The organism is Ruegeria sp. CDSC021 (assembly GCF_059610845.1).
In genome coordinates this window covers 36,161-60,821 of record NZ_JBXWOK010000019.1, presented here as the reverse complement: position 1 = coordinate 60,821, position 24,661 = coordinate 36,161, and the positions used below count along the sequence as shown (strand labels likewise).

The window sequence follows — 24,661 nt, the reverse complement described above, 5'->3', positions numbered from 1 at the left end:
TTCGGGGGGTGTGGGGGGCAGACAGCCCCCCACCCTCTCCACCCGCGAAAGGTCGATGTCTTGAGCGACTGGCTCATCTCTCTGGAAGGCACGCCCAAGGGCCATGACCTTGCCCTTGGGCTCGCGCTGATGGCCGCCTTCTTGCACGCGGTGTTCGGAGCATTACAAAAGGGCCGTCACGACCCGTGGCTGTCTCGCGGGGCCATAGACGCCAGCTACTGTCTTCTGGCTGCACCTTTCGCGTTTTTTTTAGTGCCCTGGCCCGAACCCTATATGTGGCCAATCTTCGCCACCGTCTGGCTGATCCACATCGCTTACAAGATACTGCAGGCAATGGCCTATACCAAAGGCTCTTATACAGTGGTCTATCCTGTTGTGCGCGGCACCGGGCCGCTGTTCACCGTTTTCGGCGCCTATCTTTTGTTTGGCGAGACCTTCTCTGCCACCCAATGGTTTGGCGTCGCGGTCTTGCTAGCGGGGATATTCGGGCTGGCGGCCTATAATCTGCGGTTTCTTGAAACCAACCGCGAAACGCTTGGGATCGCCCTAGCCTTGGCCCTCGCAACCGGCCTGTTTGTGGCGTTATATACCACCTATGACGCCTATGGCATTCGTGCGACGGCCGATCCGTTCACCTTTCTGGCCTGGTTTTTCATGATCGACGGGGCCGCCATGCCGATCTATGCGTTCTTTCGCTGGCGCGTGATGGCCCATCGCCCGGCCTTGGGACCCTTGGCGCTGCGCGGCATCGCCGGCGGGATCATCGCCCCCCTATCTTTCGGGGCCATCATGCTGGCCACGCGGTTGGACAAGGTCGGCGAAGCCGCCGTTCTGCGGGAAACCTCCACCGTCTTTGCCGCCCTGATCGGCTGGCTGGTTCTGAAAGAAACCGTCGGCCCAAGGCGGATCGCGCTGATGGCATTGATTGCACTCGGCGCCGTAATAGTTGAAATGGGCGGGTAAGCAGCAGGACAAAAGACATGACAGGCAAGACCGACATAAATCCATTTCTGAAACAGGTGCTGGAACTGGGTCCTCCGCTGGCCTTTTTCTTCATCTACCTGCGCTTGCGCGATGACAGCTTTATGATCGGCGGCATCGAGTATTCCGGCTTTATCATTGCCACGATCATTTTTGTGCCGCTGATGCTGGGGGCAATGGGCATCTTGTGGTACCTGACCGGCAAGCTAAGCCGGATGCAGATATTTACAGCTTTCATGGTCATTTTCTTCGGCGGCCTGACCGCCTGGTTCAATGACGAGCGGTTCTTCAAGATGAAAACCACGCTTGTTTATGGCCTGTTTGCTCTGATCCTGGGGATCGGGCTGCTGCAAAAGAAATCCTATCTTGCCTATGTTCTGGACGAGATGCTGCCCATGAAACACGAAGGCTGGATGATCCTGACCCGTCGTCTGTGTGCGTGTTTTGCTGTTCTGGCCGTCGCAAATGAATTCGTGTGGCGCACGATGTCGACTGACCTGTGGGTCAAGATTGAAACCTTCGGATTTCCCATTGCCCTGATGGCGTTCCTGATGCTGCAGTTCAGCCTGTTGCAAAGCTATATGGATGATCCCGATCATCAATGACGGCTAAATCCTCAACCGCCCTTCGGATGACTTTTCCGTGAAGCGCGGGAGGCCATAAAACCTAACAAAATCCTTGGCTAAACGCTTGGGCTATGAAAAGTTGTGTCACCACTCACCTTTTCCCGCCGGAGCACCACACCAAATGACGGCTTTCCCAAATAGTGGCTTTCTATCCGAAGCTTCAGACCGGCTGAGATCAATGCTCTCGGCACAGGCGACAGAGATTTCTCTCGAACCTGGTGATATCCTTTTCGAACAAGGGGATGAAGGGGATGCCCTCTATGCCATTCTTGCCGGCACGCTAGAGGTGTCCTTCTTGGCGATGAGCGGTCGAAAACTCTCGTTGACATTGATGAAGCCTGGCGAGGTCTTTGGTGAAATCGGCTTGTTCGACAATGGCCCCCGCACCGCAACCGTGGCCGCGGCCGAGGCCTCTCGGGTGCTGCGTGTGCGTAGGTCCGACGTCATGAACCAGATCCGCCAACATCCTGACCTTGCGGTGGATATGATCCGACTGGCCGGTTTGCGCATGCGGTGGATGGGGTCGCAACTGAATGAACAGGTCTTTTTGCCGATGCCTATCCGGCTTGCGCGCAAACTGCTGCATCTGTCCAACCTTCAAGACGATCCAACCACTCGCATTACCCTGTCCCAAAGCGAGCTGGCCGAATTCGTTGGTGCCACGCGCGAAGCTGTCTCAAAGACAATTTCAACCTGGAAACGCGACAAGGTTGTCGAAGCTTCGCGGGGCGGCCTGATGATCCATGATTTTGAGGCGCTGCGGGAACTGGCGGATTCCGACCTCATTTGACCTGTTGTGACCTGCTTCACATACGACGGATCGCATTAAGATTACGTTAGGAACTGTTACCGTAGGAGGTCAGAGAATCATCCCCGATATCTGTCCACTGACCTCTCCCTGTACCAGAGCCATACGCCTTCCCCGGCGTGTGGCTCATCTTTTTTCAGCACAGAAAAAAGGCCAGAGCAGGTGCCCTGGCCTTTCTGTTTGTTCAACCTAAGAGATCACTCTTCAAGGCTCAGCGCGACAAAGCGTGGATCTCCACCGCGCCGCACCAAAAGCAGCAGTGACTTCCGCCCGGCCGTGCGGGCTTCTTCCATTCGGTCCTCGAGATCAGAAATCGCAGTGACCTTCTGCTGGCCAGCCTCGGTGATCAGATCACCGGCGCGCAAACCCTTGGCATAGGCTTCTGACGCCTCGTCCACTTCGGTCACAACCAGCCCCTCGGTATCCGGCTCCAGCCCCAGATCAGCACGCAGGGCTTCAGTCACGGGCGATATCGTCAGCCCCAGAATATCGGCATTTTCCTCAACCGGGGCTTCTTCTGCCTCACCCTCTTCGCTTTCGGCCCGCTCGGCATCTTCGCGGCGGCCCAGAGTCACAAGCACTGTCTGCGTGCTGCCATCCCGATGCACCACCACACGGACCGACTTGCCAACCGTTGTCTCACCAACCTGACGTACCAATCCACGGGTGTCATCGACCTCGACACCATCAAAGCTGAGGATCACATCGCCCGCCAACAGGCCTGCCTCTTTGGCCGGGCCCTCGGGTACATCGCTGATCAGTGCGCCACCCGGCTTGTCCAGGCCCATCGCCTCGGCCATATCCTCGGTCACGTCCTGAATGCGGACACCCAGCCAACCGCGGCGGGTCTCGCCGAACTCGCGCAGTTGGTCGACAACCTTGACCACCACATTCGAGGCCATCGAGAAGCCAATCCCGATCGAACCGCCATTCGGCGACAGGATCGCCGTATTCACGCCGATCACCTCGCCATCCATATTGAACAGCGGCCCGCCCGAGTTCCCCCGGTTAATCGCAGCATCGGTCTGGATATAGTCGTCATAAGATCCGCTGAGCGCGCGGTTCCGCGCCGAGACGATCCCCGCCGAAACCGAAAACCCTTGCCCCAGCGGGTTGCCCATCGCAATCACCCAGTCGCCAACGCGCGCAATGTCACTATCGCCGAACTTGACATATTTCAGCGGCCCGGTGGCTTCGACCTTCAAAAGCGCGATATCGGTTTTTTCATCTGTACCGATCACTTTCGCAGGCAGTTCTTTCTTCGGTTGACCGTCGCCCGGGAAGAATTCGACCAGTATCTCATCAGCCTCGGCAATAACGTGGTTGTTAGTAACGATGAAACCATCCTCGGATATCACAAACCCCGAGCCCAGCGAATTGCTGCGGCGGGGGCGGTTATCTTCATCCCCGTTACGGTCTTGAAACTCGCGAAAGAAATCTTCGAACGGAGAGCCTTCGGGAACGATCCCCTGCGGGCCGGTCTGTCCCTCGATCAGTGTCGAAGTGGTGATGTTGACCACCGCTGGGCTGATCTTATCGGCCAGCGGAGCCAGGCTTTCGCCCCGCGCCTGGGCGGCCACTGACTGCGCCAATACAAGCAGCATCCCGGCAAAGGCCAGCCACATCAACCGCATGAAACCAACAACGTCGTCCCGCCGGACGGATATAATGCGCGCTTGTGACTGCACGTGGGAACTCCTTGTCGTCAACACTATCTGGATCGCCCGCCGGCGGCCCTTCTTGATATCCAATGTAGCTGGTTTGTCCTTGCCCGCAACTGAGGATCGCGGGGAAATCACCATGAAGTGTAGCCGTTGTTCAAAACCCGACCTGATATGCACCCCATAGCAACACGAGACCTCCCACCATACATAACAATCCTGCAAGTCGACGTGCCTGCTCTGGCATCGACCGCAGCGCCTCTAGCATACGTTCAATAAGCGAAGGGGCCAGCGCATAGGCCAGCCCCTCGACAATCAACACCAGCCCAAAGGCCAGAAGGATCATACCCATTATTCAGACGCCTGCCCCGCCGATTGGCCCCGGCCGGTGGGTGATTTGAGATAGTTGAAGAACTCGGAATCCGGGCTCAATACCATCGAGCTGTTACCGCCCTGCAATGCATTCTGATAGGCGGTCAGCGAACGATAGAATTCAAAGAATTCCGGGTCCGCACCGTAAGCTTCGGCAAAGATCGCATTGCGTTCGGCGTCAGCCTCACCGCGAATGATCTCAGCCTCACGCCGCGCATCCGACACCAGTTCGACAACGGTCCTGTCGGCCTGGGCACGTACGCGTTGTGCCGCCTCATTACCTCGGGCACGTTCGTCCGTTGCTTCGCGCTCCCGCTCGGCCTTCATCCGGTCAAACGTCGCTTCGAGGTTGGCCTGCGGCAGATCGGTCGCTTTCAGGCGCACGTCAATGACGGTCACACCCAGCGCACGTGCCTCGGCAATCGCACTATTGCGGATACGCAGCATCAGCGCAGCCCGGTCCGAGCTCAGGATGTCACGAGACGAAACTGAACCCAGAACTTCGCGGGTTTCAGCGCGCAAGATGCGGTCCAGACGATCCTCGGCAACCGGGATACCACCGACACCAACCGCCTGGCGGAACTGGTTCAGATCGGAAATCCGGTAGCGGGCGAAGGCATCGACGACCAGACGCCGATCATCCAACGGCGTCACTTCAAGCGGTTGAACGTCGATGGACAGGATACGGTCGTCATAACGGACAACTTCCTGAATAAGTGGAATTTTGAACGCCAGACCGGGATCTTCTTTCACCGCGACCACACGGCCGAATTGCAGAACCAGCGCACGCTCGCGTTCATCAACGATAAAGATCGAAGACAGCCCAGCGACGCCAAGGATCACCACAAGGATGAGGATAATGGGTGACTTACGCATCAGTTGCTCTCCCCGGATTGATTGCGGCGCAGTTCGTTCAGCGGCAGATACGGCACAATGCCCTGTCCCTGACCGGCCGAGTTTTCGTCCAGTATGATCTTGTCGACATCACCCAGAATCTGCTCCATCCGCTCCAGATACAAACGTTTGCGCGTTACATCCGGCGCTTTGGAGTATTCTTCCAGAACCGCGCTAAAGCGGCTGGCTTCACCTTGTGCGCTGTTGATCTGCTGGGCGCGATATCCTTCGGCCTCTTCCACAACTTGCGCGGCTTCACCACGTGCCTCGGCCAGTACCTTATTGGCATAGGCGTCGGCGACGTTCTGCAGACGGTCACGTTCTTGTGCGGCGGCCTGAACATCGCGGAAGGCCGCGATTACGTCCTGTGGCGGGTCGGCTTTGTCAAAGTTGACACGCACAATGTTCACGCCGGAATCATAGCTGTCCATCGTCGACTGAATCAATTCCTGCAAGCGATCAGCAATCACACCCCGATCTCGGTTCAGGATCGGTGCCAGCTCGCTTTGTGCAATGATCTCGCGCATGGCCGATTCCGACACGGCGCGGATCGTCTGGCGCGGGTCGCGCAAATTGAACAGATACTTGGCCGGGTCATTGATGTTCCAGACCACCTGATAGTCGATATCGACAACATTTTCGTCGCCGGTCAGCATCAAGCCATCATCGCTACCACGGGCTCCGCCCATGTCTTCGTTCTGCTCGCGGGTCACAGGAATGACCTCGGCAGTTACAAATGGCCAAGGCGCAAAGTTCAGACCGGGATTTCCAACGTTTGAAAATTCACCCAAAAACAGCTCTACTGACTGTTCTTCCGGCTTTACCGTATAAAAGCTGGCCGCCCCCCAAAGGACTGCACCCACCACCAACCCAATGGCAACGGTCCCTTTGGTAAAGATGGGACCACCACCGCCGCCACTGCCCGAACCATTGGTGCCACGACCACCGCCGCCGCCCATCAGGACGCGCAGCTGTTCCTGGCCTTTTTTCATCAGCTCGTCGATCTCGGGAATCTGCGGGCCTTCATTTTCGGGAGGCTTGCGCCCGTCCCCGTTGTCACCCCGATTTCCTCCGCCGCCAGAAGAGCCTCCGCCCCCCCAGGGGCCGCCGCTGTTGCCCGCCATTTTTATCTATTCCCTTGTGTTGAACCGTGTGATCACGGGTTCCCTTGTAACTTGTGTGCGCGCGGTTGCAAATCAAGCCGTACGCACAGGATGACGCATTGTTACCAGTTCTTCCGCCATGACCGGATGAACTGCAACGGTGCGGTCGAAATCTTCCTTGGTTGCACCCATTTTGACGGCAATGCCAGCCAGTTGAATCATCTCGCCGGCGCCCGGTGCCACAATGTGACAGCCCAGTACCTTACGCGTGGCCTGAGAGACGATCAGTTTCATCAAAACCCGCTGCGTGCCACCTGCGAATGCCTTTTGCATCGGCTTGAACGAGGTTGCATAGATCTCGACCGGCTCTTGGGCTGCAGCGTCTTCTTCACTCAACCCGACCGTGCCGAATTCCGGCTGCGTGAAAATCGCAGTTGGAATCAGGTCGTGATCCACAGGTGTCGGGTTGCCTTTGAATACGGTTTCGACAAAAGCCATCCCCTCGCGGATCGCAACCGGAGTCAGGTTTACCCGATCCGTCACGTCGCCAATCGCATAGATCGAGGGCACGCCTGTCTGGCTGTAATCATCCACGATGATCTCACCCTTGCGGCCGCGTTCAACGCCGATCGCCTCAAGCCCCAGATTGTCGGAATTGGGCGCGCGACCCGTGGCATACATGACCACGTCAAACAGCTGTTCAGTGCCATTGGTGGCCTTTACGCGAATCTTGTCACCGTCTTTGGCCATCTCAAGCACATTGGTGCCCAGATGCAGATCAATCCCGTTCTGGCACATCTCTTCGCTGATAAGACCGCGCGCTTCTTCGTCAAAACCCCGAAGGATTTGCGCACCGCGGTAGAACTGGGTGGTTTTCACGCCCATGCCGTTCATGATTCCTGCAAACTCGCTGGCGATATAACCGCCACCAACGATCAGGATGCTTTCGGGCAGTTTTTCCAGATGGAAAATCTCGTTCGAGGTGATCGCCAGATCCGAGCCCGGAAACTCGGGCACAACAGGGCGTCCGCCTGTGGCGACCAGAATATGCTTGGCCGTCATGCGGGTGCCATCGGCCAGCTCAACCGTATGTGCGTCCACCACATGTGCACGCTGATCAAAGCTTTCGACGCCGTTGTTTTTCAGGATGTTGCGATAGATGCCTTCCAGCCGGTCCAGCTCGACATGGAGTTTGCCGCGAAAGAAATCCCAGTCAAATGCACCGGGTTTGACGTCCCAGCCATAGGCCTGCGCATCTTCGACCATGCCAGAGAATTCGCTGGCAAATACCATCAGCTTCTTAGGGACACATCCGCGGATCACGCAGGTCCCGCCATAGCGATCCTCTTCCGCCAACGCCACTTTGGCCCCGTTTTCGCCAGCCGCCACACGCGCCGCCCGGACCCCGCCCGAGCCGCCTCCGATGACGAAAAGATCATAGTCAAAGCTCATTTACAGTGCCTCTTTCAGTTTTCTGACAACGCTATCGAGCCATCATCAATGATGTACCCGGTCACTCATGACGGCCCAGACTGGACCACTGGGACAGTTGATCTTGCCAGGACGCATACAGATTTGGTCGATAATGCTCAATCGTCTCTACGAAACACTCAGATATGGGTTTCGGCATGGATTGCAACGGAAGGGGTAAACACTCATGCCCGCCATCTGACTTGTTGAAGCTAACAAAAAAAATAGGGCGTCGTTTTTGCTCGGTTTCGTCCAACGCATCAATGTAGCGTACATCAGGCCAAACAATGTCTTGGATCATTCCTCTACGCGTGCGTAGCTTCAATCCACCAGAGTCCACTAGGGCCACAGGCGACGGCATATTGAGTGAGACTAGATAGTTCATGAACAACACGACGGAAGTAAGGACAACGAGCACCAATGTGAAAAGCGTGCCACCTGTCCACCCTGCGGAAACAAAACCCCACGCCGCCACCACAGCCGCAATCCCGATCTTGATCAGGTTGCGTTTTAGCGTCCTGGCTCGCGCAGCCAAATCTGCTTCGGTTTCGCGGTATTCAGCAACCGGAGAGGTGCTCATTCCTTAATCCGCCAAATCCGTGAACAGGTTGTCTTTGCCGCCATCAAACAACTCGTCCAGTTCCACCGTTCCCTCGTTGATGTCGCGCAGTTCGACCCGGCCATCTCCATAACCGATCACGACCTTGTCGCAAATGTCGATGAACAACCCGTTCTCGACCACGCCGGGTACCTGGTTCAGCACCAGCGCCATCTGCCTTGGGTTTCCGATCCGTTGCAAATGCAGGTCCAGCACGTGATTGCCTTCATCCGTGACAAACGGCGCTTCTCCGTTCATGCGAAGCGCCGAGCGGGTACCGAGAACATCCATGGTATCCAGCACCTCTTCGATCAGGGTGCGTGTGGTCTGCCAGCCAAAGGGGATCACCTCGACCGGCAATGGGAAGGCACCCAGAGTCTCGACCTCTTTGCCGGCATCGGCGATGACCACCATCTGGTCGCTGGCCGTGGCTACGATCTTTTCCTGCAGGTGCGCGCCGCCGCCGCCCTTGATCAGATTAAGCTCTCTGTCGAATTCGTCCGCACCGTCGATGGTGATGTCCAGCCATCCCGCCTGATCCAGGGAAACAACCTCAATGCCCAGTTCACGGGCCAGTTGGGCCGTCCGGGTCGATGTCGGAACACCCTTGATCGCCAGACCTTCTTCTCTGACCCGTTCCCCCAGCCGACGCACCATCCATGCAGCGGTCGATCCGGTTCCCAGGCCGACTCGCATCCCATTCTGCACCATGTCAGCCGCACGGCGTGCTGCGACGTATTTTGCAGTGTCGATGGGCGACAGATCACCGGCCATTTCAGCATCCCCCTAATTTGCTGCGGAACTTATACGGAATGCCTACGACAACTGCGAGAGAGAATTGTCCGGATCGGTAGACCAACATGTCGCGAAACTACGCGTTTCCTATGGGAAACGTCGCAATCAGGTCTGTTGAAAACATACGTGAGGTATACATAGTTCGCATGAACACGCCTTACCGCCTGCACTATGCCCCGGACAATGCTTCGCTGGTCATCCGGCTGGCGCTGGAAGAGATGTGCCTGCCCTATGAAACCGTTCTGGTAGACCGCCGCCAAAGCGCACAGGACAGCCCGGAATATCGCGCGCTGAACCCCAATGGGCTGATCCCGGTATTGGAAACACCACAGGGGCCGATCTTCGAAACCGCTGCTATCTTGTTGTGGCTGGCGGATACGCATGGCCGGCTGGCCCCTACCCCCATGGACAGCAACCGCGCCGCGTTTCTGAAGTGGCTGTTCTTTGCCTCCAATACGCTGCACGCTGATCTGCGTATTCTGTTTTATGCCGAAAAATATATAGACGCAGCGCAGGTCAATCCTTTGCGCGCCGGTATCCGCCCTCGTTTGCGCCAGCACTTGCGCCTGCTTGACGATGTTGCGAAAAGCGCGCCTTCCTGGCTGAGCCCGGACATACCATCGGTCCTGAGTTATTATCTGGCCTGTCAGATGCGCTGGATGGCGCTCTATCCTGCGAAGGCTGATCGCAGCTGGTTTCAGATCGCTGACACGCCGCATCTGCAGCGAATGCTGATGCAGTTGGAGACGCGCCCCGCCACACGTGCCGCAATCGCGGCCGAGGGTTTAGGGGTTACACCCTTTACCTCACCAACCTATGCTAACCCACCGGAAGGCTTTGCTACCTGATATGTTTCTGTCTGTCTTCGATATGTTCAAAGTGGGCATTGGCCCGTCCTCGTCCCATACGATGGGACCAATGGTTGCTGCCGCGCGGTTTCTGGACATGATGCGCGCCTCTCCGTTCGATTTTTCAGGGCTGCGCGGGTCGCTGCACGGGTCGCTGGCCTTTACCGGTGTCGGCCACGCAACCGATCGCGCCACGATCCTGGGCCTGGCCGGATTTGTGCCCGACACATATGATCACGAACGGGCCGAGGCCGCACTGGCTGGCATAAGTGAGACCCATAGCGTGACCCCCGAAGGATTGCCCACGCTGCAGTTCGATCCCAAGGCCGATTTGGTTTTCGACTATGAAAACAATCTGCCGGGCCATGCTAACGGTATGGTCCTGATGGCCACGGACGCACAGGGCGACGTGATCCTGCGGCAGGTCTATTACTCGATCGGTGGCGGCTTTGTTCTGACCGAGGAAGAACTGGCCCAGGGCAAGGCAACAGATGAAGGCGCACCGGTGCCCTTTCCTTTCAAATCGGCGGTCGAGATGTTGGACATGGCCAAAACCAGCGGCAAAAGCATCGCCGAGATGAAGCGCGCCAACGAGATCGCGCGCGGCTGTGCAGACAGTTTTGCCAAAGGCACCGCGCGCCTATGGCAGGTCATGAACGACTGTATCGAGCGCGGTCTGACCACCGACGGCATTCTGCCAGGCGGTTTGAACGTGCGTCGTCGCGCCAAAGGCATCTATGACGCGTTGATGGCCGAACGTGGCATGAATCTGAACGCCCCCCACACGATCAACGACTGGATGAGCGTTTACGCCATGGCCGTGAACGAAGAAAACGCAGCTGGCGGTCAGGTGGTGACCGCCCCCACCAATGGCGCGGCCGGGGTTCTTCCAGCGGTAATGCGCTATTATCTGGACCATGTACCCGGTGCTTCAGAGAACCACATTGAAGATTTCATGCTGACTGCGGCCGCTATTGGCGGGCTGGTCAAATACAACGCCTCGATCTCGGGCGCCGAAGCCGGGTGTCAGGCCGAAGTCGGCAGTGCCGCGGCCATGGCTGCAGCCGGGCTGTGCGCGGTTATGGGCGGCACGCCGGAACAAGTGGAAAATGCCGCCGAGATCGCTCTCGAGCATCATCTGGGCATGACCTGTGATCCTGTCGCCGGGCTGGTTCAAGTACCCTGTATCGAACGCAACGGGCTGGGTGCGATCAAGGCGGTATCAGCGGCCTCCTTGGCCCTGCGTGGAGATGGTCACCATTTCGTACCACTGGACGCCGTCATCGAAACCATGCGTCAGACAGGGCATGACATGCATGAAAAATACAAGGAAACGTCATTGGGCGGTTTGGCGGTGAACGTGCCGAATTGCTGAGGCAACGCGGGGAAGCGAAATGGAAGGCCATTGTCTTTGCGGTAAGGTTTCATTTCGGGTGGACTCGCCCGTTCTGTCCTGTGTGATCTGCCACTGCGACAGTTGCCGCAGACAATGCGCGGCCCCGATGACAGCTTATTTCGGGGTCCGCGACGGACAGTTGACCTGGACCGGCCAGGCACCAAAGACATTCGCATCCTCACCCGGCGTAGAACGCAGCTTTTGTCCTGATTGCGGCTCGCCGATCTCATTCCGGTCTGCGTCCATGTCCGGCATAATGCACCTCTACGTGGCCCTTCTGAAGGACCCCAACCAGTTGCAGCCAACACTGCATGTCGCGCATGAGGAAAAGCTGGACTGGTTGCAAATGGATGACGGGCTGCCGATCTGCATCGGCCCGGACTACACCAAGATGCAGCCTTTGCCTGAAACCTAGCTTTCGCTTTCCCCTGTTCAGCCAAAGCGCTAGCGTCGCTGCATGACACAGGATCGTCCCGTTTTTGGCATCGTGCTGATGCTTGGCTTTTGTGCGCTCGCACCGTTGGGGGACGCGGTCGCCAAATTACTGGGTGAAACCGTGCCGCTTGGAATGCTGGTCTTTGTCCGGTTTGCCATTCAAGCCATGTTGTTGGTTCCGCTGGTCGCCTGGACTGGCAGGCCCTGGCGCATGCAGGGGCATATATTTCGGCTGGCTGTCATAAGAACCCTGCTGCACATCGTCGGCATCGCCGCGATGTTCTCTGCCCTGCAATACCTGCCGCTGGCCGACGCTGTGGCCATCGCCTTTGTTATGCCGTTTATCATGTTGCTTCTTGGCAAACTGGTACTAAAGGAAGAAGTCGGCAAACGACGCCTGATTGCGTGCCTTGTGGGCTTTGGTGGTACATTGCTTGTCATTCAACCCAGCTTTGCCGAGGTCGGATATGCGGCTTTGCTTCCACTTGTCGTCGCGGTGGTGTTTGCCCTGTTCATGCTCGTGACCCGGCAAATTGCAAAAGCTACAGATCCCATTGCGCTTCAGGCCGTGTCGGGCGTCATAGCTTCTGTCATCCTACTGCCTGCCCTGTTGGTGGGAACACCCGCCGGAATCTGGGAGCTGTCCCTGATTGCTCCGAATTTGGGCGATATCTGGCTTTTGCTTGCAATCGGGCTTCTCGGCACGGTCGCACATCTGTTCATGACCTGGTCGCTGCGATATGCACCCTCTGCAACATTGGCCCCGATGCAGTATCTCGAAATCCCGGTCGCCACGGTGTTTGGCTGGCTGATCTTTCACGACCTGCCCGACGGTGTCGCCGCTTTGGGCATCTGCATCACCATCGCTGCCGGCCTCTATGTCATTCTGCGTGAGCGGGCCAGCGCCCGGACGGCACCGACAGAAGCGCCTGCATGACCTGATCCAGCATCGCCCTGGGAAACATTACCAAAAGGCCCGGCCCATCCATACGCAATTCAACCGAGCCCAATGCGCGGTTGGACGTTCCGACAGCGCCGTTCGGCTCCATCACCAAACCGTCGATTGGCCATTCAAGGCCGCGGCTTTGCCCTGATACACGCTGTAATGGAAACAATGAGACGACATCTCGAGGCGCCATCGAAACCGAGATTTGGGGGGGTGCGTGAAAGATAATCTCACTTTCGCCAATCAGAATACAGGGCTGATCTTGCCTGCGAACCAAGACATTGAGTGCTGCTAACTGGTGATCCAGACGCCCCCCGAGAAAACCGACCCCAATCACCAACGGCGCCTCGACACTGCGCAGGGCCTTGTCGAAATCCGTGCTGTTTTGTTCGCTAATTGGAAACAGTCGATCCAGCGGAATCTGATCTTTGTGATCCGAATCAAGCGAATCAAAATCACCGATAACAGCGTCTGGAATGCGCCCAATTTCCAACAAACTTGCCGCCCCACCATCCGCGGCGACGGCCAACTTTGTGCGAATCAACGCCAAATCCAAATCTTCAGGGCCAATTTGACCGCTTCCAACCAGCGTGATTGACTCTTTCGAACGTACAATTCGCGTCTTTTTCATGAGATTGATCATTTTTTCCGGGTTTTGACACATTGAGACCACAAAATGATAGGTTCATGGACAAAGTTCTGAGCCAATAGCTCTGCCCACGACCGGGCTGATGGCTCGTGTAGTTTGTAGAGGACGTACGTCTGATGGTACAGAATAACAAGGTTTTGACAGTTTCCTACGGAACCTTCTCGTGCACTTTGGAAGGATTTGACGATTCTTTTGAAACGATGAAGTCGATTGCCGAATACTTCCGCGACCTTGCAGCGGATGACAGGTATTTTGGGTCCGAACCTCCGCAACCAGACGCCGAAATGCTGACCCGCATTGCTCAGCGAGATGCGACGCGTAAAGTCGAAGCCAGCCAGAGCGAAAACGGATTGCTTCTGCGGGCGCAAGACCGTGCCGCTTCACCGTCCCTTTCTACCGCGCCCATGACCCCGCCCAGTACCCCGAGTGCTCCGGCCTATACCGCTGCCCCCTCACAGTCCGCGCCCATCGCAGAGGCCGAGCCGGTTGAGGGTCGACCCGAACCCGCCGCTGATAGTATCGCCGCAAAGCTGCAACGGATCCGGGCGGTAGTCTCTCATAGCGAAGAAAACTCGGTGATCTACGCCGAGGATGAAGATTCCCCCCTGATGAAATCCGAAACCGGCCCAACTGATGCCGTATCGGCTGCCTTTCAGGCCGGAACTCTGACCCCCACAGATCTGGCCGAATCCCCCGCGGCCGATGCTGAGGTTGAAGCGGCTCAGGAATTTGAGCCCGAACCTCAGATGGACATGCCCTCACCCGTCGCGGAAGAGGCAGAGATCGAAGGCCCGGCCCAAGAGACCCCCACCGTGCCAGAAATTGATGTCGCACCCATCGCCGACGATGTGACCACTGTCGATGCAGAAGAGGTTTTGATTTCGGATCTGAGTGCCGAGACGGACGAAGCCGAGAGCGACGAAATCGACAATATCCTGACAGAAGACATTTCGGCGGACGCAGACGAACCTGAAGAGGTTGCCGGCTATTTGACCGAAGAAGACGAGGAAACTCTGCTTGACGAAATCGCCAGCGTCGAAGCCGTGTTGTCCGCCCGTGCATCCGAGCCTCTGCCTGAGGAACCGAACCTGGACGAGGACGTTTCTCGCCTGATGGAAAAGGCGGTCGAACAGATGGACGATCCCGCGACTGCCACTCAGCGCGAGACATATTCTCGTCTGCGCAATGCAGTGGCCGCAACCAATGCTGATCGCGCAGATGCGCTGAACCGTAATCAGGCTCAGCAGATCAGCCCGCGCCGCCCCGAAAGCAATGTTACAACTGCCCGTCCCAAGGCAGAGCCTGCCGCTCCCCTCAAGCTGGTTGCTGAACAGCGCATCGACAATAAAGACGAGGATGAAATGGGGCCGATTTCTCCGCGCCGTGTAAAATCCAAACCGCTGGGTCTTCCGATCGAGGAAAGCGGCTTTGCGCACTATGCGCAGGAACAGGGCGCACAATCTCTGCCGGACCTGCTGGAAGCTGCAGCATCTTATCTGTCGTTCATCGAAGGCCAGGAACAATTCTCGCGCCCGCAACTGATGAACAAGATCCGTTCTCTCAAGCAGGACGATTTTAATCGCGAGGAAAGCCTGCGCTCATTCGGGCAACTGCTGCGCGATGGCAAGATTGAGAAAGCCGGCGGAGGTCGGTTTGCGGCTTCGGACGAGATCGGGTTCCGCCCTGACGGAGATGAACGCGCCGCAGGCTGAATTCAAACCGAAAAGAAAGAAGGGCCGGAGACCAACTCCGGCCCTTTTTCATTGGGCGATCTTTTGTGGGCAGGCGTATGAACCCGCCGCAGGATGAGCCCGGAATAGGCCGCTTAGTCAGAGGATCCGTTTGGATCTTCTTTTCCGACACCTTTGAAGATGAATTTGAAAGGCAGAGCCCACAAAATGCCGAGCGCTACATATACCAGAAGTTCCAACCAAATTGGTGGCCGGTCCAACCAGTTTATCACCGTCACCACTGCAACGATATAAGCCGGCAGGCCAATCAGCAGCAGCACCATCGACCAACGACGACGCGCTTTATAGCTCAGGCCATTTTTCTGTTCGCCGGCCATCAGTCAGCAAACGGGTCTGTCACCAAAATGGTGTCATCCCGCTCTGGGCTAGTGGACAGCAATGCAACCGGACATTCGATCAACTCTTCGACCCGACGCACATATTTGATGGCATTTGCAGGTAAGTCCGCCCAACTGCGCGCGCCTTCCGTGGATTCGCTCCAACCAGGCACCTCTTCGTAGATCGGAGTACATCGTGCCTGCTGATCGGCTGCAGTGGGAAGATAATCCAGACGCTTACCGTCAAGGTCATAGGCAACACAGATTTTCAGCGTCTCGAATCCATCCAGCACGTCCAGCTTGGTCAGCGAAATACCGTTTACGCCGCTAGTGGCACAGGTTTGGCGCACCAGACAGGCATCAAACCAGCCGCAACGACGCTTGCGCCCGGTGGTCGTACCAAACTCGTGCCCACGCTCACCCAGACGCTGGCCATCCGCATCATCCAATTCGGTCGGAAACGGCCCCTCACCCACACGGGTCGTGTAAGCCTTTACGATGCCAAGGACAAAATCAATCGAGCCGGGCCCGATGCCGACACCGGTCGCCGCCTGACCGGCGATCACGTTGGACGAGGTCACAAACGGATAGGTTCCAAAGTCGATGTCCAGAAGGGCACCCTGCGCGCCTTCAAACAGAATACGCTTACCAGCCTTGCGCTTTTCGTTCAGCACTTTCCAAACGGGTGCGGCGAAAGGCAGAATCTCGGACGCAATTTCCCTCAGCTGAGCAATCAGTGCATCGCGGTCCACGGGTTCGATCCCCAATCCCTTGCGCAGCGGGTCATGGTGCTGCAACGCGCGATCTACGCGGGCCTCAAGGGTCGCCTCGTCAGCCAGGTCAGCGACCCGCACAGAACGCCGCCCAACCTTATCTTCATATGCGGGGCCGATTCCACGACCGGTGGTGCCGATCTTGGTTCCTTTGCTTGCCGCCTCTTCGCGCGCGCGATCCAGTTCACCGTGGATGGGCAGGATCAGCGGGGTGTTCTCTGCGATCATCAGCGTTTCGGGCGATATCTCGACTCCCTGCGCCTGGATCGTTGCGATCTCTTTCAGCAGGTGCCAGGGGTCCAGAACAACGCCATTGCCGATGACACTCAGCTTGCCGCCACGTACCACACCGGATGGCAGAGCGTGCAACTTATAGACGGCACCGTCGATTACCAACGTATGACCGGCATTATGCCCGCCTTGAAAACGCGCGATCACATCGGCCCGTTCACTGAGCCAATCGACGATCTTGCCTTTTCCTTCGTCACCCCACTGGGCGCCGACAACAACCACATTGGCCATATCTGGTCCTTTTGCGCTGAGATATCAAACCCGGCTCGTATAGCGATGTGTCAGCGACAGGGAAACCGATAATTCGCCGCAGATCATAACCACGCTGTGCGTGGTGCCTCCGGCGGAGGTATTTTTGGCCAGATGAAGAGAGGATCCCTTGCTTCATCTGGCTCAAAATACCTCGGGGGAGTCGCGGCTTGCCGCGGCGGGGGCAGCGCCCCCTTTCTAGCCATTCGACAAATGAACGGGTTCACCATGTGGAGTCGTCAGATAGGCTTTCTCCCAATCCAACGAGACTGCAGCGACATCACTTGGGTTCGCGTCACCCATTTCGGCTAAAAAGGCCTCGAGTGTTTCCAGCCAGGCATGGAAATAGTCGTTGCCACCATTCAGCTCTTTGCTCAGACCATGGCTTTTTAGCATCTTCGAAAACCGATCGGCCCATTCCGACCATTCGAATCGTCCCGCTTCATTCAACGCGACCGTGACCGCAAAGACCTGTGCATGCCAGGGCTCTGCGAATGCCAGCTCGGGTAATGGCTGTGCGTTACACTCACTCATCGGGCACCAGATAGCTTTGCCACAGATCTAATATGACCTCGTCATTTCGGTTCTCGGGATCGGCCCAAAGCTCAGAGGCTGGGAATGCAACCGCATATAATGGTTCAGGTGCCTCTCCCAGACCATGAGCATTGGAATCCGGCAAAACATGCGTCCCATGCAGGCGTAATATCCGACCGCAAGCGCCAGAAGCGTAAGATGGCAACCTGGTATGACCACCGTTTTTCAGGCGGTTGGCAGCCGGTCGTACTGTACGCACCTTTTGGCCGGGATCAAACTGCACCGCGATATTCGAGGGTCGATCAGCCGGACCGCCTTTGGACAGTACGCCCTCAACCGCCCCGACTGTCAGCGCGCGGGAAGCCAAAGGATGTGAAGCATCCGTTCCTTGGCCCAAAAGGTCTTCCAAAGTCAGGACCCCCTGCTCTACCAACAGATCTGCAAGTGCTGACACCCATTTTTCGTAGTAAGAGAATCGTGCATAGTCTTTGGGCGACAGTCGTTCGCGTGCATGGCGCGAGATGTCGATATTCCATTGTCCCAGAAACCCGGCAGCCAATGTCAGTGCCAATGCGCGCCCGTGCCATTCTTCTGGGAAAATCACTGCATCTTGGGATTCGGGGATCACCGGACCGTCGCCGAACCGTCCTCCCATGTCGTGAACGCGGGTCATGACGGCACCTTTGGCAGGCCGGTTCCGATCATACTGTCACGGGTCACAAGCGCGGTCAGGTCGTCTTCGGTCATCCCATCGGTGCCATCGGGGCGCATGGGTAGAACAAGATAGCGTATCTCGGCCGTTGAATCCCAAACCCGCACGGCTGTTTTATCCGCCAGAGAAACTCCGAACTCTGACAAAATTTTACGCGGCTCACGCACGGCCCGCGCACGATAGGCATCCGATTTATACCACCCCGGTGGAATCCCCAACAAAGGCCATGGGTAGCAACTGCACAGCGTGCAAACGACCATGTTGTGGAGATCAGGGGAATTTTCGACAACAACGATATGTTCACCTTGCCGACCGTAAAAACCAAGCTTTGTCACCTCGGGCGTTGCATCCTTAAGCAGTGCGGCCTTAAAGGCCGGGTCAGTCCAGGCTTTGGCAACAACCCGGGCACCGTTCTGCGGGCCAATCTTGTTTTGGTAAGTGTCGATGATCTCATCCAAAGCCGCCGGGTCGATCAGCCCCTTGCGGGTCAGAATCGTTTCCAGCGCCTTGACGCGAAGTGCGGGTTCAGGCGGCAATAAGGCGTGCGGATGGTCGGGATTGTCATGTGGCATAGGCCGCAGCCTGCTTTACCACCCCCTTGCCTGTCCAGTCTCTTTGCTGTGATCCCGAAGATCACTTGGCGTGATGGTAACTCGTGACTTGCCCCCGGAACCAAACTTGCATAAGTACCTCGCGATACACGCCACGCTGTACAGGACCACCATGGAAAACGTCGTTCTCATTATCCATCTTCTTCTGGCTTTGGGCCTGATCGCCGTCGTCCTGATGCAGCGGTCCGAAGGCGGCGGCCTTGGCATGGGTGGCGGCGGAGGCGGTGCCATGGCTGGCCGGTCGGCTGCAACAGCATTGGGCAAGGTGACCTGGATTTTAGCCGCGTGCTTTATCGTCACTTCGATCACGCTGACCATTCTGGCGGCACAAAAATCCTCGGGCAGCTCTGTGCTCGACCGGATTGGGACACAGGCACCGGCCGCGACCGAAGAAAGCACACCGGCAATTCCGTCGGCGGATGACCTGTTGCCTCCGGCACAGGGTGACAACGCGCCTTTGATCCCGCAGGCCAACTGACACACAAAACCTAGAAACCGAAAAGAGAACTGCAACAGCATCTTGCGGTTCTCTTGCGCTATTGGCGCGAATCCTTTATACGTGAAGTCCCGTGATGCAGCGGTTTTTCTTGAACCGCCGGGCAGCTGATATTGACGTCTCACGGGGAGCAGCCGAAAAACATGGCGCGTTTTATTTTCATCACTGGTGGTGTGGTTTCATCCTTGGGCAAAGGATTGGCTTCGGCGGCTTTGGGCGCGCTGTTGCAGGCCCGAGGGTATTCGGTGCGTCTGCGCAAGCTGGACCCCTATCTGAATGTCGATCCGGGCACCATGTCGCCTTTTGAGCATGGCGAAGTGTTCGTTACAGATGACGGGGCAGAAACCGATCTGGACCTTGGCCATTACGAACGTTTTACCGGCGTCGCCGCGCGCAAAACCGACTCGGTCAGCTCCGGGCGGATTTATTCCAACGTGCTGGAAAAAGAACGCCGCGGCGATTACCTGGGCAAAACCATTCAGGTGATCCCGCACGTCACCAATGAGATCAAGGATTTCATCGCCATTGGTGAGGATGAAGTCGATTTCATGCTGTGCGAGATCGGCGGCACCGTGGGCGATATCGAAGGCCTGCCCTTCTTTGAGGCCATCCGCCAGTTCAGCCAGGACAAACCACGCGGCCAATGCCTGTTCATGCACTTAACCCTGCTGCCCTACATCAAAGCCTCGGGCGAATTGAAAACCAAGCCGACCCAGCACTCGGTAAAAGAGCTGCGTTCGATCGGTCTCGCCCCCGACATTCTGGTCTGCCGGTCCGAAGGCCCGATCCCGACCAAGGAACGTGAAAAACTGGCTTTGTTCTGTAACGTCCGCCCCGATAGCGTGATTGCTGCGCAGGACCTCAGCACCATCTACGATGCTCCGCTTGCCTATCACCGCGAGGGACTGGATCAGGCGGTTCTGGATGCCTTCCAGATCAGCCCTGCCCCCAAGCCTGATCTGACCAAATGGGAAGACGTCAGTGATCGCATCCACAATGCCGAGGGCGAAGTGAAGGTCGCCATCGTCGGTAAGTACACCCAGTTGGAAGACGCCTATAAGTCGATAGCCGAGGCGCTGACCCATGGCGGGATGGCCAACCGTGTCCGCGTCAAGGTCGAATGGGTCGATGCCGAGGTATTCGATACCGAAGAGGCCGCCCCGCATCTGGAAGGCTTCCACGCGATCCTCGTGCCCGGCGGATTCGGTGAGCGCGGTACCGAAGGCAAAATCAAGGCTGCGCAATATGCCCGCGAACATAAGGTGCCCTATCTGGGCATCTGCCTGGGCATGCAGATGGCCGTAATTGAGGCCGCGCGAAATGCCGCTGGCATCAAAGAGGCCGGGTCCGAGGAATTCGACCATGAATCCGGTAAAAAGCGGTTTGAACCGGTGGTCTATCACCTGAAAGAATGGGTGCAGGGCAATCACAAGGTCGAACGCAAAGTCGGTGATGACAAGGGCGGCACCATGCGCCTGGGCGCCTATGACGCGGTTCTGGCCGAAGGGTCAAAAGTGGCCGAAGTCTATGGCGGCACCGCCATCGAGGAGCGCCACCGCCACCGCTATGAAGTGGACATCAAATACCGCGACAAACTGGAAAAAGCTGGTCTCAATTTCTCAGGCATGTCTCCCGACGGGCGGTTGCCAGAAATCGTCGAGTGGTCGGATCATCCGTGGTTCATTGGGGTCCAGTACCACCCCGAGCTGAAATCCAAGCCGTTCGACCCGCATCCTTTGTTCCGCGACTTTGTGCGCGCTGCCAAGGATACCTCGCGTCTGGTCTGACACCAGGCACGAAAGCAGATTGTATCGGTCAGCGCGAAAAGACTGTACGCGCTGACCCTTTGCACGGTTAACTGTCCGCAACTCAGAGATAGGAGACCGGCCATGACCGATCAGATCACCAAAGCACTGACATTCGCGGCTCTGCACAAAAAGGGCGAACCGGTTATCCTGTACAATATCTGGGATGCTGGCAGTGCCGGTGCCGTGCGCGACGCTGGCGCCCAAGCCATTGCCACTGGAAGCGCTCCTGTTGCGATGGCACAAGGGTTCAGCGACGGCCAAAACATCCCGATGCAGGTCGCGCTGGACAATGCTCGCCGGATTGTCGAATCCGTTGATCTACCGGTTACTCTGGATTTCGAAGGTGCGTATGCGGCTGATGCTCAGGGTATCTCTGCCAATATCAGGCTGGCCCTTGAATCCGGCGTTGTCGGCTTCAACTTCGAAGACCAGATCATCGGATCAAAAGACTTGTACGATATTGAAACTCAGGCCGCCCGTGTCAGCGCGATGCGTGAAGGCTGCGATGCGGCTGGCGTTCCTGCGTTTATCAACGCGCGGACCGACATTTTCCTGAAGGCGCAGCCCGAAACCCATGATGATGCGATGCTGGAAGAGGCAATGGTCCGAGCACAAGCCTATTCAGATGCAGGGGCCAGCGGATTCTTTGCCCCCGGCCTACGGGATCAGGCCATGATTGCCCGGTTGGTAAAGTCAATCGACCTGCCGCTAAATATCATAGCATTACCCGGCACACCGGACACCGCCACTTTGGCTGGGCTGGGAGTCGCGCGTATAAGCTATGGCCCTGTACCCTATCGGAAAATGCTGGCCTGGCTGCAAGACGAAGCGCGAAAGGTACTCTGACCCAGCGCGCTATCCGGCTGTAGCAGGCGGTCTTTTGATCATTCTGAGCCTTGCGCGATAGTCCGTGCTTGGCGGGTTATCAAATATGGAATAATCTCTGACCATGTTGAAAAAACTCTTTCAGGCTTTCCGCCCGCCACAACACGACAATCTGCCCGACCCAGACGCTGAACTTGCACTCGGGGCGCTTATGGTGCGCGTTGCACAAGCGGACAGGGATTATAAGCTGGAAGAGATCAGCCTGATCGACCGTATCCTCGCCCGACTTTATCAACATAACGCGATCGAAGCCGCAAAGGTCCGCGCCACCTGCGAGAAACTGCACGCAGCCGCACCGGAAACGGACACGTTCGGTAAGCTGATCCGGGAAACCACGGACCTGCACGAGCGCTTGGCCGCTTTGGATGCCCTCTGGGAGGTGGTTCTGGCCGACGGGAATACAGATGAGGGCGAGATGAAAATCGTCGAAGAAGCCCGCATCGCCATGGGTCTGAGCTTTAACGACAGCAAGACCGCCAGAAAGCGTGTGCAAAGACGCTTGGAAGAGGCGTAAGGCCTCTCTATACCTGTCTCATGTTTAGTGATTTTCTGTCTCGACTGACCCAGCCTCAGCCCGCCCCTTTCACCGATGACGATGCTCGACTGGCCTTGACGGCCCTGCTGGTGCGCGTTGCCCGATCTGACAACGACTATGCCGACAGTGAAATGGCGCGAATCGACCGGATTTCGGTTGAACGCTATGACCTATCCCCGTTCGAAGCCGCCGGCCTGCGCGCCCGCGCCGAAGATCTCGAGGCCGAAGCACCGGACACCGTACGGTTCACTCGCGCAATCAAAGAGGCCGTTGCCTATGACGACCGCCTGGCAGTCGTTCAGGCCTTGTGGTCGGTCGCTCTGGCGGATGGGCACCGCACGGGTGAAGAGGATTCCTTACTGCGACTGGTCGTCAGCCTGCTGGGCATCAGTGATGTCGACTCTGCAATGGCCCGTCAAAAGGCTGCCAAATCTTGATAGCCATGCTGGGCATGTACGACATGCCTGCGCTGCGCCCTGCGAATGATCGGTTTTGGGCATCGATTCGGGATTACCTTGGCTATGGCCCCGCAAACCTAAACCGAGACCGGGATGTCTGGGATGTCTGGTTGGACCCGGATCTGGTTTTTGCCCAGACCTGCGGCATGCCCTATCGCACCCGGCTGCATGGCAAGGTGCAGTTGGTTGGAACGCCGGACTACGCGTTGCCTGGCTGCCCACCTGGCCATTACCGGTCGGTTTTTGTAGCCCGCCGCCACGACCCCCGCGATCTTGATGAATTGGCCGATGGTGTTTTTGCCTATAATGAACCGCTGTCGCAATCCGGATGGGCCGCCCCAATGGTTCACCTTGAACGATACCACCGAACACCATCGTCGGTTCTGCAATCCGGTGGTCATGCGCTGTCTGCTCAAGCCATTTCCGAGGGCCGTGCCGATTATGCCGCGCTGGATGCGCTGACATGGGAGATACTGAAGGCCCATTCCGACCTTCCAGAAGCTCTGCGTGAGGTCGCCGAAACAACCCCAACCCCCGCGCTACCTTATATCACAGCGAAGGATCAGGACGCCGCTCAGATCGCACGCGCTGCTCGCAACGCGATTCTAACCATGTCACCGCAAGATCGGAACCTTCTGCACCTGCATGACCTGATCTCAATTCCTGCCAAAGATTATCTGCGCGTCCCAAATCCGTCGAAATTGTAAACTGCGATGGATAATTCATGATCAAATTGACCAGAACGCTTCGTCAAATTGACGGAATCACCCGCTTACTCTGTCATTTGCGCATTGCATTGATCTGATTTTTAAGCCCTAGTACCGCACCAACACCAATAACACTTGGACCAACCGTGACAGATTCAACTCCCGTCATTGAGATCAAGAACCTACACAAGAGTTTCGGCAATCTGGAAGTGCTGAAGGGCGTGGATATCACTGCCAGACGGGGCGATGTCGTATCTTTGATTGGGTCCTCGGGGTCTGGGAAATCCACTTTATTGCGGTGCTGCAACCTGTTGGAAGACAGCCAGCAGGGCGAAATCCTTTTCAAGGGTGAACCTGTTCGTTGGTCCGGTAACAGCCACACGCGCCGGCCTGCAGATGCGAAACAGGTTCTGCGCATTCGCACAAACCTGTCGATGGTTTTCCAACAGTTCAACCTGTGGGCTCATTTGACCATCCTGCAGAACGTAATGGAAGCACCTGTAACGGTATTGGGCCGTGACAAAAAAGAAGTTGAAGACAGCGCACGCAGATACCTTGAAAAAGTTGGTATTGGCGACAAGTGCGACGCCTACCCCGCACAGTTGTCTGGTGGCCAGCAACAGCGTGCCGCGATCGCGCGGGGGCTGTGCATGGAGCCCGAGGCGCTTTTGTTTGACGAGCCCACGTCGGCGCTGGACCCCGAATTGGAACAAGAAGTGATCAAGGTGATCAAAGACCTGGCGGCAGAAGGCCGCACCATGATCATTGTGACCCACGACATGAAAATGGCCGCTGATATCTCTAGCCATGTCGTTTTCCTTCACCAGGGCCTCATCGAAGAAGAAGGCCTGCCTGAAGATCTCTTTACTACCCCTGAATCTCCACGGCTTCAGGGCTTTCTTTCCGCCACTCAGGCGGCATAACTTCAGATCAGAACCAAAACTGGGGAGTA

The 24,661-nt window shown here is 57.1% G+C and carries 28 protein-coding genes; 15 read left to right on the top strand and 13 right to left on the bottom strand.

Going from position 1 to position 24,661, the window contains the following annotated elements; translation table 11 throughout:
• Nucleotides 1-60: 60 nt before the first annotated feature.
• From AC2FGB_RS19600 to AC2FGB_RS19590, 3 genes are all read left to right on the top strand, one after another.
• Nucleotides 61-963, top strand: coding sequence for an EamA family transporter (locus AC2FGB_RS19600; protein WP_271946361.1), 903 nt, complete (start codon nucleotides 61-63; stop codon nucleotides 961-963).
• 17 nt (nucleotides 964-980) lie between these two features.
• Nucleotides 981-1,586, top strand: a complete 606-nt coding sequence (locus tag AC2FGB_RS19595) for an inner membrane-spanning protein YciB (protein WP_142634562.1) — start codon at nucleotides 981-983, stop codon at nucleotides 1,584-1,586.
• A 142-nt stretch (nucleotides 1,587-1,728) separates the two neighbouring features.
• Nucleotides 1,729-2,397, top strand: a complete 669-nt coding sequence (locus tag AC2FGB_RS19590; RefSeq protein ID WP_142634564.1) for a Crp/Fnr family transcriptional regulator — start codon at nucleotides 1,729-1,731, stop codon at nucleotides 2,395-2,397.
• Between the two features lie 215 nt (nucleotides 2,398-2,612).
• Here AC2FGB_RS19590 and AC2FGB_RS19585 read toward each other — a convergent pair whose 3' ends face one another.
• From AC2FGB_RS19585 to rpiA, 7 genes are all read right to left on the bottom strand, one after another.
• Nucleotides 2,613-4,049 (bottom strand): Do family serine endopeptidase, encoded by a 1,437-nt coding sequence (locus AC2FGB_RS19585; RefSeq protein ID WP_246097166.1) that lies wholly within the window; start codon nucleotides 4,047-4,049, stop codon nucleotides 2,613-2,615.
• A gap of 184 nt (nucleotides 4,050-4,233) precedes the next feature.
• Entirely contained in the window at nucleotides 4,234-4,428 is a 195-nt protein-coding gene (locus tag AC2FGB_RS19580; RefSeq protein ID WP_142634568.1) for a DUF2065 domain-containing protein, read from the bottom strand.
• Complete coding sequence (gene hflC / locus AC2FGB_RS19575) at nucleotides 4,428-5,324, bottom strand: protease modulator HflC (protein ID WP_142634570.1); 897 nt, start codon at nucleotides 5,322-5,324, stop codon at nucleotides 4,428-4,430. The genes AC2FGB_RS19580 and hflC overlap by 1 nt, the downstream gene beginning before the upstream one ends.
• Complete coding sequence (gene hflK / locus AC2FGB_RS19570; protein ID WP_142634572.1) at nucleotides 5,324-6,466, bottom strand: FtsH protease activity modulator HflK; 1,143 nt, start codon at nucleotides 6,464-6,466, stop codon at nucleotides 5,324-5,326. The genes hflC and hflK overlap by 1 nt, the downstream gene beginning before the upstream one ends.
• 72 nt (nucleotides 6,467-6,538) lie before the next feature.
• Nucleotides 6,539-7,897: a glutathione-disulfide reductase gene (gene gor, locus AC2FGB_RS19565; RefSeq protein WP_496687502.1), complete on the bottom strand. Its 1,359-nt coding sequence runs from the start codon at nucleotides 7,895-7,897 to the stop codon at nucleotides 6,539-6,541.
• A gap of 61 nt (nucleotides 7,898-7,958) precedes the next feature.
• The gene (locus AC2FGB_RS19560; protein ID WP_496693315.1) at nucleotides 7,959-8,495 is read right to left on the bottom strand and encodes a hypothetical protein; all 537 of its coding nucleotides are present in this window, start codon (nucleotides 8,493-8,495) and stop codon (nucleotides 7,959-7,961) included.
• A 3-nt stretch (nucleotides 8,496-8,498) separates the two neighbouring features.
• Nucleotides 8,499-9,287, bottom strand: a complete 789-nt coding sequence (rpiA, locus tag AC2FGB_RS19555; protein ID WP_271946345.1) for a ribose-5-phosphate isomerase RpiA — start codon at nucleotides 9,285-9,287, stop codon at nucleotides 8,499-8,501.
• Nucleotides 9,288-9,454: 167 nt separating this feature from the next.
• Between rpiA and AC2FGB_RS19550 the strand changes: the two genes are divergently transcribed.
• From AC2FGB_RS19550 to AC2FGB_RS19535, 4 genes are read left to right on the top strand one after another with little or no spacing between them, the layout of a single operon-like run.
• Nucleotides 9,455-10,156, top strand: coding sequence for a glutathione S-transferase family protein (locus AC2FGB_RS19550; protein ID WP_142634580.1), 702 nt, complete (start codon nucleotides 9,455-9,457; stop codon nucleotides 10,154-10,156).
• 1 nt (nucleotide 10,157) lies between these two features.
• Nucleotides 10,158-11,531: an L-serine ammonia-lyase gene (locus tag AC2FGB_RS19545; protein WP_496693316.1), complete on the top strand. Its 1,374-nt coding sequence runs from the start codon at nucleotides 10,158-10,160 to the stop codon at nucleotides 11,529-11,531.
• A 19-nt stretch (nucleotides 11,532-11,550) separates the two neighbouring features.
• Nucleotides 11,551-11,967 (top strand): GFA family protein, encoded by a 417-nt coding sequence (locus tag AC2FGB_RS19540; protein ID WP_496693317.1) that lies wholly within the window; start codon nucleotides 11,551-11,553, stop codon nucleotides 11,965-11,967.
• Between the two features lie 42 nt (nucleotides 11,968-12,009).
• Nucleotides 12,010-12,924, top strand: a complete 915-nt coding sequence (locus tag AC2FGB_RS19535) for a DMT family transporter (RefSeq protein WP_496693318.1) — start codon at nucleotides 12,010-12,012, stop codon at nucleotides 12,922-12,924.
• Here AC2FGB_RS19535 and AC2FGB_RS19530 read toward each other — a convergent pair.
• Nucleotides 12,869-13,564 (bottom strand): thiamine diphosphokinase, encoded by a 696-nt coding sequence (locus AC2FGB_RS19530; protein ID WP_496693319.1) that lies wholly within the window; start codon nucleotides 13,562-13,564, stop codon nucleotides 12,869-12,871. The two genes, AC2FGB_RS19535 and AC2FGB_RS19530, sit on opposite strands and share 56 nt — an antisense overlap.
• Before the next feature lie 134 nt (nucleotides 13,565-13,698).
• Here AC2FGB_RS19530 and AC2FGB_RS19525 point away from each other — a divergent pair, with 134 nt between their 5' ends.
• The gene (locus AC2FGB_RS19525; RefSeq protein ID WP_496693320.1) at nucleotides 13,699-15,294 is read left to right on the top strand and encodes a hypothetical protein; all 1,596 of its coding nucleotides are present in this window, start codon (nucleotides 13,699-13,701) and stop codon (nucleotides 15,292-15,294) included.
• 113 nt (nucleotides 15,295-15,407) lie between these two features.
• Here AC2FGB_RS19525 and AC2FGB_RS19520 read toward each other — a convergent pair whose 3' ends face one another.
• From AC2FGB_RS19520 to nthA, 5 genes are all read right to left on the bottom strand, one after another.
• Nucleotides 15,408-15,650: a DUF2842 domain-containing protein gene (locus tag AC2FGB_RS19520; protein ID WP_142634590.1), complete on the bottom strand. Its 243-nt coding sequence runs from the start codon at nucleotides 15,648-15,650 to the stop codon at nucleotides 15,408-15,410.
• Nucleotides 15,650-16,945 (bottom strand): adenylosuccinate synthase, encoded by a 1,296-nt coding sequence (locus tag AC2FGB_RS19515; protein ID WP_142634592.1) that lies wholly within the window; start codon nucleotides 16,943-16,945, stop codon nucleotides 15,650-15,652. Before AC2FGB_RS19515 ends, AC2FGB_RS19520 begins: the two co-directional genes overlap by 1 nt.
• Before the next feature lie 216 nt (nucleotides 16,946-17,161).
• Nucleotides 17,162-17,497 carry a nitrile hydratase accessory protein gene (locus AC2FGB_RS19510; RefSeq protein WP_496687481.1) on the bottom strand — a complete coding sequence of 112 codons (336 nt, stop codon included), beginning with the start codon at nucleotides 17,495-17,497 and terminating at the stop codon, nucleotides 17,162-17,164.
• Entirely contained in the window at nucleotides 17,490-18,170 is a 681-nt protein-coding gene (gene nthB, locus AC2FGB_RS19505) for a nitrile hydratase subunit beta (RefSeq protein WP_142634596.1), read from the bottom strand. Before nthB ends, AC2FGB_RS19510 begins: the two co-directional genes overlap by 8 nt.
• On the bottom strand, nucleotides 18,167-18,781 hold the full coding sequence (gene nthA, locus AC2FGB_RS19500) for a nitrile hydratase subunit alpha (RefSeq protein ID WP_271946316.1): 615 nt from the start codon (nucleotides 18,779-18,781) through the stop codon (nucleotides 18,167-18,169). Before nthA ends, nthB begins: the two co-directional genes overlap by 4 nt.
• Nucleotides 18,782-18,932: 151 nt before the next feature.
• Here nthA and secG point away from each other — a divergent pair, with 151 nt between their 5' ends.
• From secG to AC2FGB_RS19465, 7 genes are all read left to right on the top strand, one after another.
• Nucleotides 18,933-19,298: a preprotein translocase subunit SecG gene (gene secG, locus AC2FGB_RS19495; protein ID WP_142634600.1), complete on the top strand. Its 366-nt coding sequence runs from the start codon at nucleotides 18,933-18,935 to the stop codon at nucleotides 19,296-19,298.
• A 161-nt stretch (nucleotides 19,299-19,459) separates the two neighbouring features.
• Complete coding sequence (gene pyrG / locus AC2FGB_RS19490) at nucleotides 19,460-21,103, top strand: CTP synthase (RefSeq protein ID WP_142634602.1); 1,644 nt, start codon at nucleotides 19,460-19,462, stop codon at nucleotides 21,101-21,103.
• 102 nt (nucleotides 21,104-21,205) lie between these two features.
• Nucleotides 21,206-21,970 (top strand): isocitrate lyase/PEP mutase family protein, encoded by a 765-nt coding sequence (locus tag AC2FGB_RS19485; protein ID WP_496693321.1) that lies wholly within the window; start codon nucleotides 21,206-21,208, stop codon nucleotides 21,968-21,970.
• 103 nt (nucleotides 21,971-22,073) lie between these two features.
• Nucleotides 22,074-22,523, top strand: a complete 450-nt coding sequence (locus AC2FGB_RS19480; protein ID WP_142634606.1) for a tellurite resistance TerB family protein — start codon at nucleotides 22,074-22,076, stop codon at nucleotides 22,521-22,523.
• Nucleotides 22,524-22,543: 20 nt separating this feature from the next.
• Nucleotides 22,544-22,981: a tellurite resistance TerB family protein gene (locus tag AC2FGB_RS19475; protein ID WP_142634608.1), complete on the top strand. Its 438-nt coding sequence runs from the start codon at nucleotides 22,544-22,546 to the stop codon at nucleotides 22,979-22,981.
• A gap of 5 nt (nucleotides 22,982-22,986) precedes the next feature.
• The gene (locus AC2FGB_RS19470; RefSeq protein ID WP_496693322.1) at nucleotides 22,987-23,709 is read left to right on the top strand and encodes a phosphate/phosphite/phosphonate ABC transporter substrate-binding protein; all 723 of its coding nucleotides are present in this window, start codon (nucleotides 22,987-22,989) and stop codon (nucleotides 23,707-23,709) included.
• A gap of 146 nt (nucleotides 23,710-23,855) precedes the next feature.
• Nucleotides 23,856-24,632: an ABC transporter ATP-binding protein gene (locus AC2FGB_RS19465; RefSeq protein ID WP_271946306.1), complete on the top strand. Its 777-nt coding sequence runs from the start codon at nucleotides 23,856-23,858 to the stop codon at nucleotides 24,630-24,632.
• The last annotated feature ends 29 nt before the right edge of the window (nucleotides 24,633-24,661 follow it).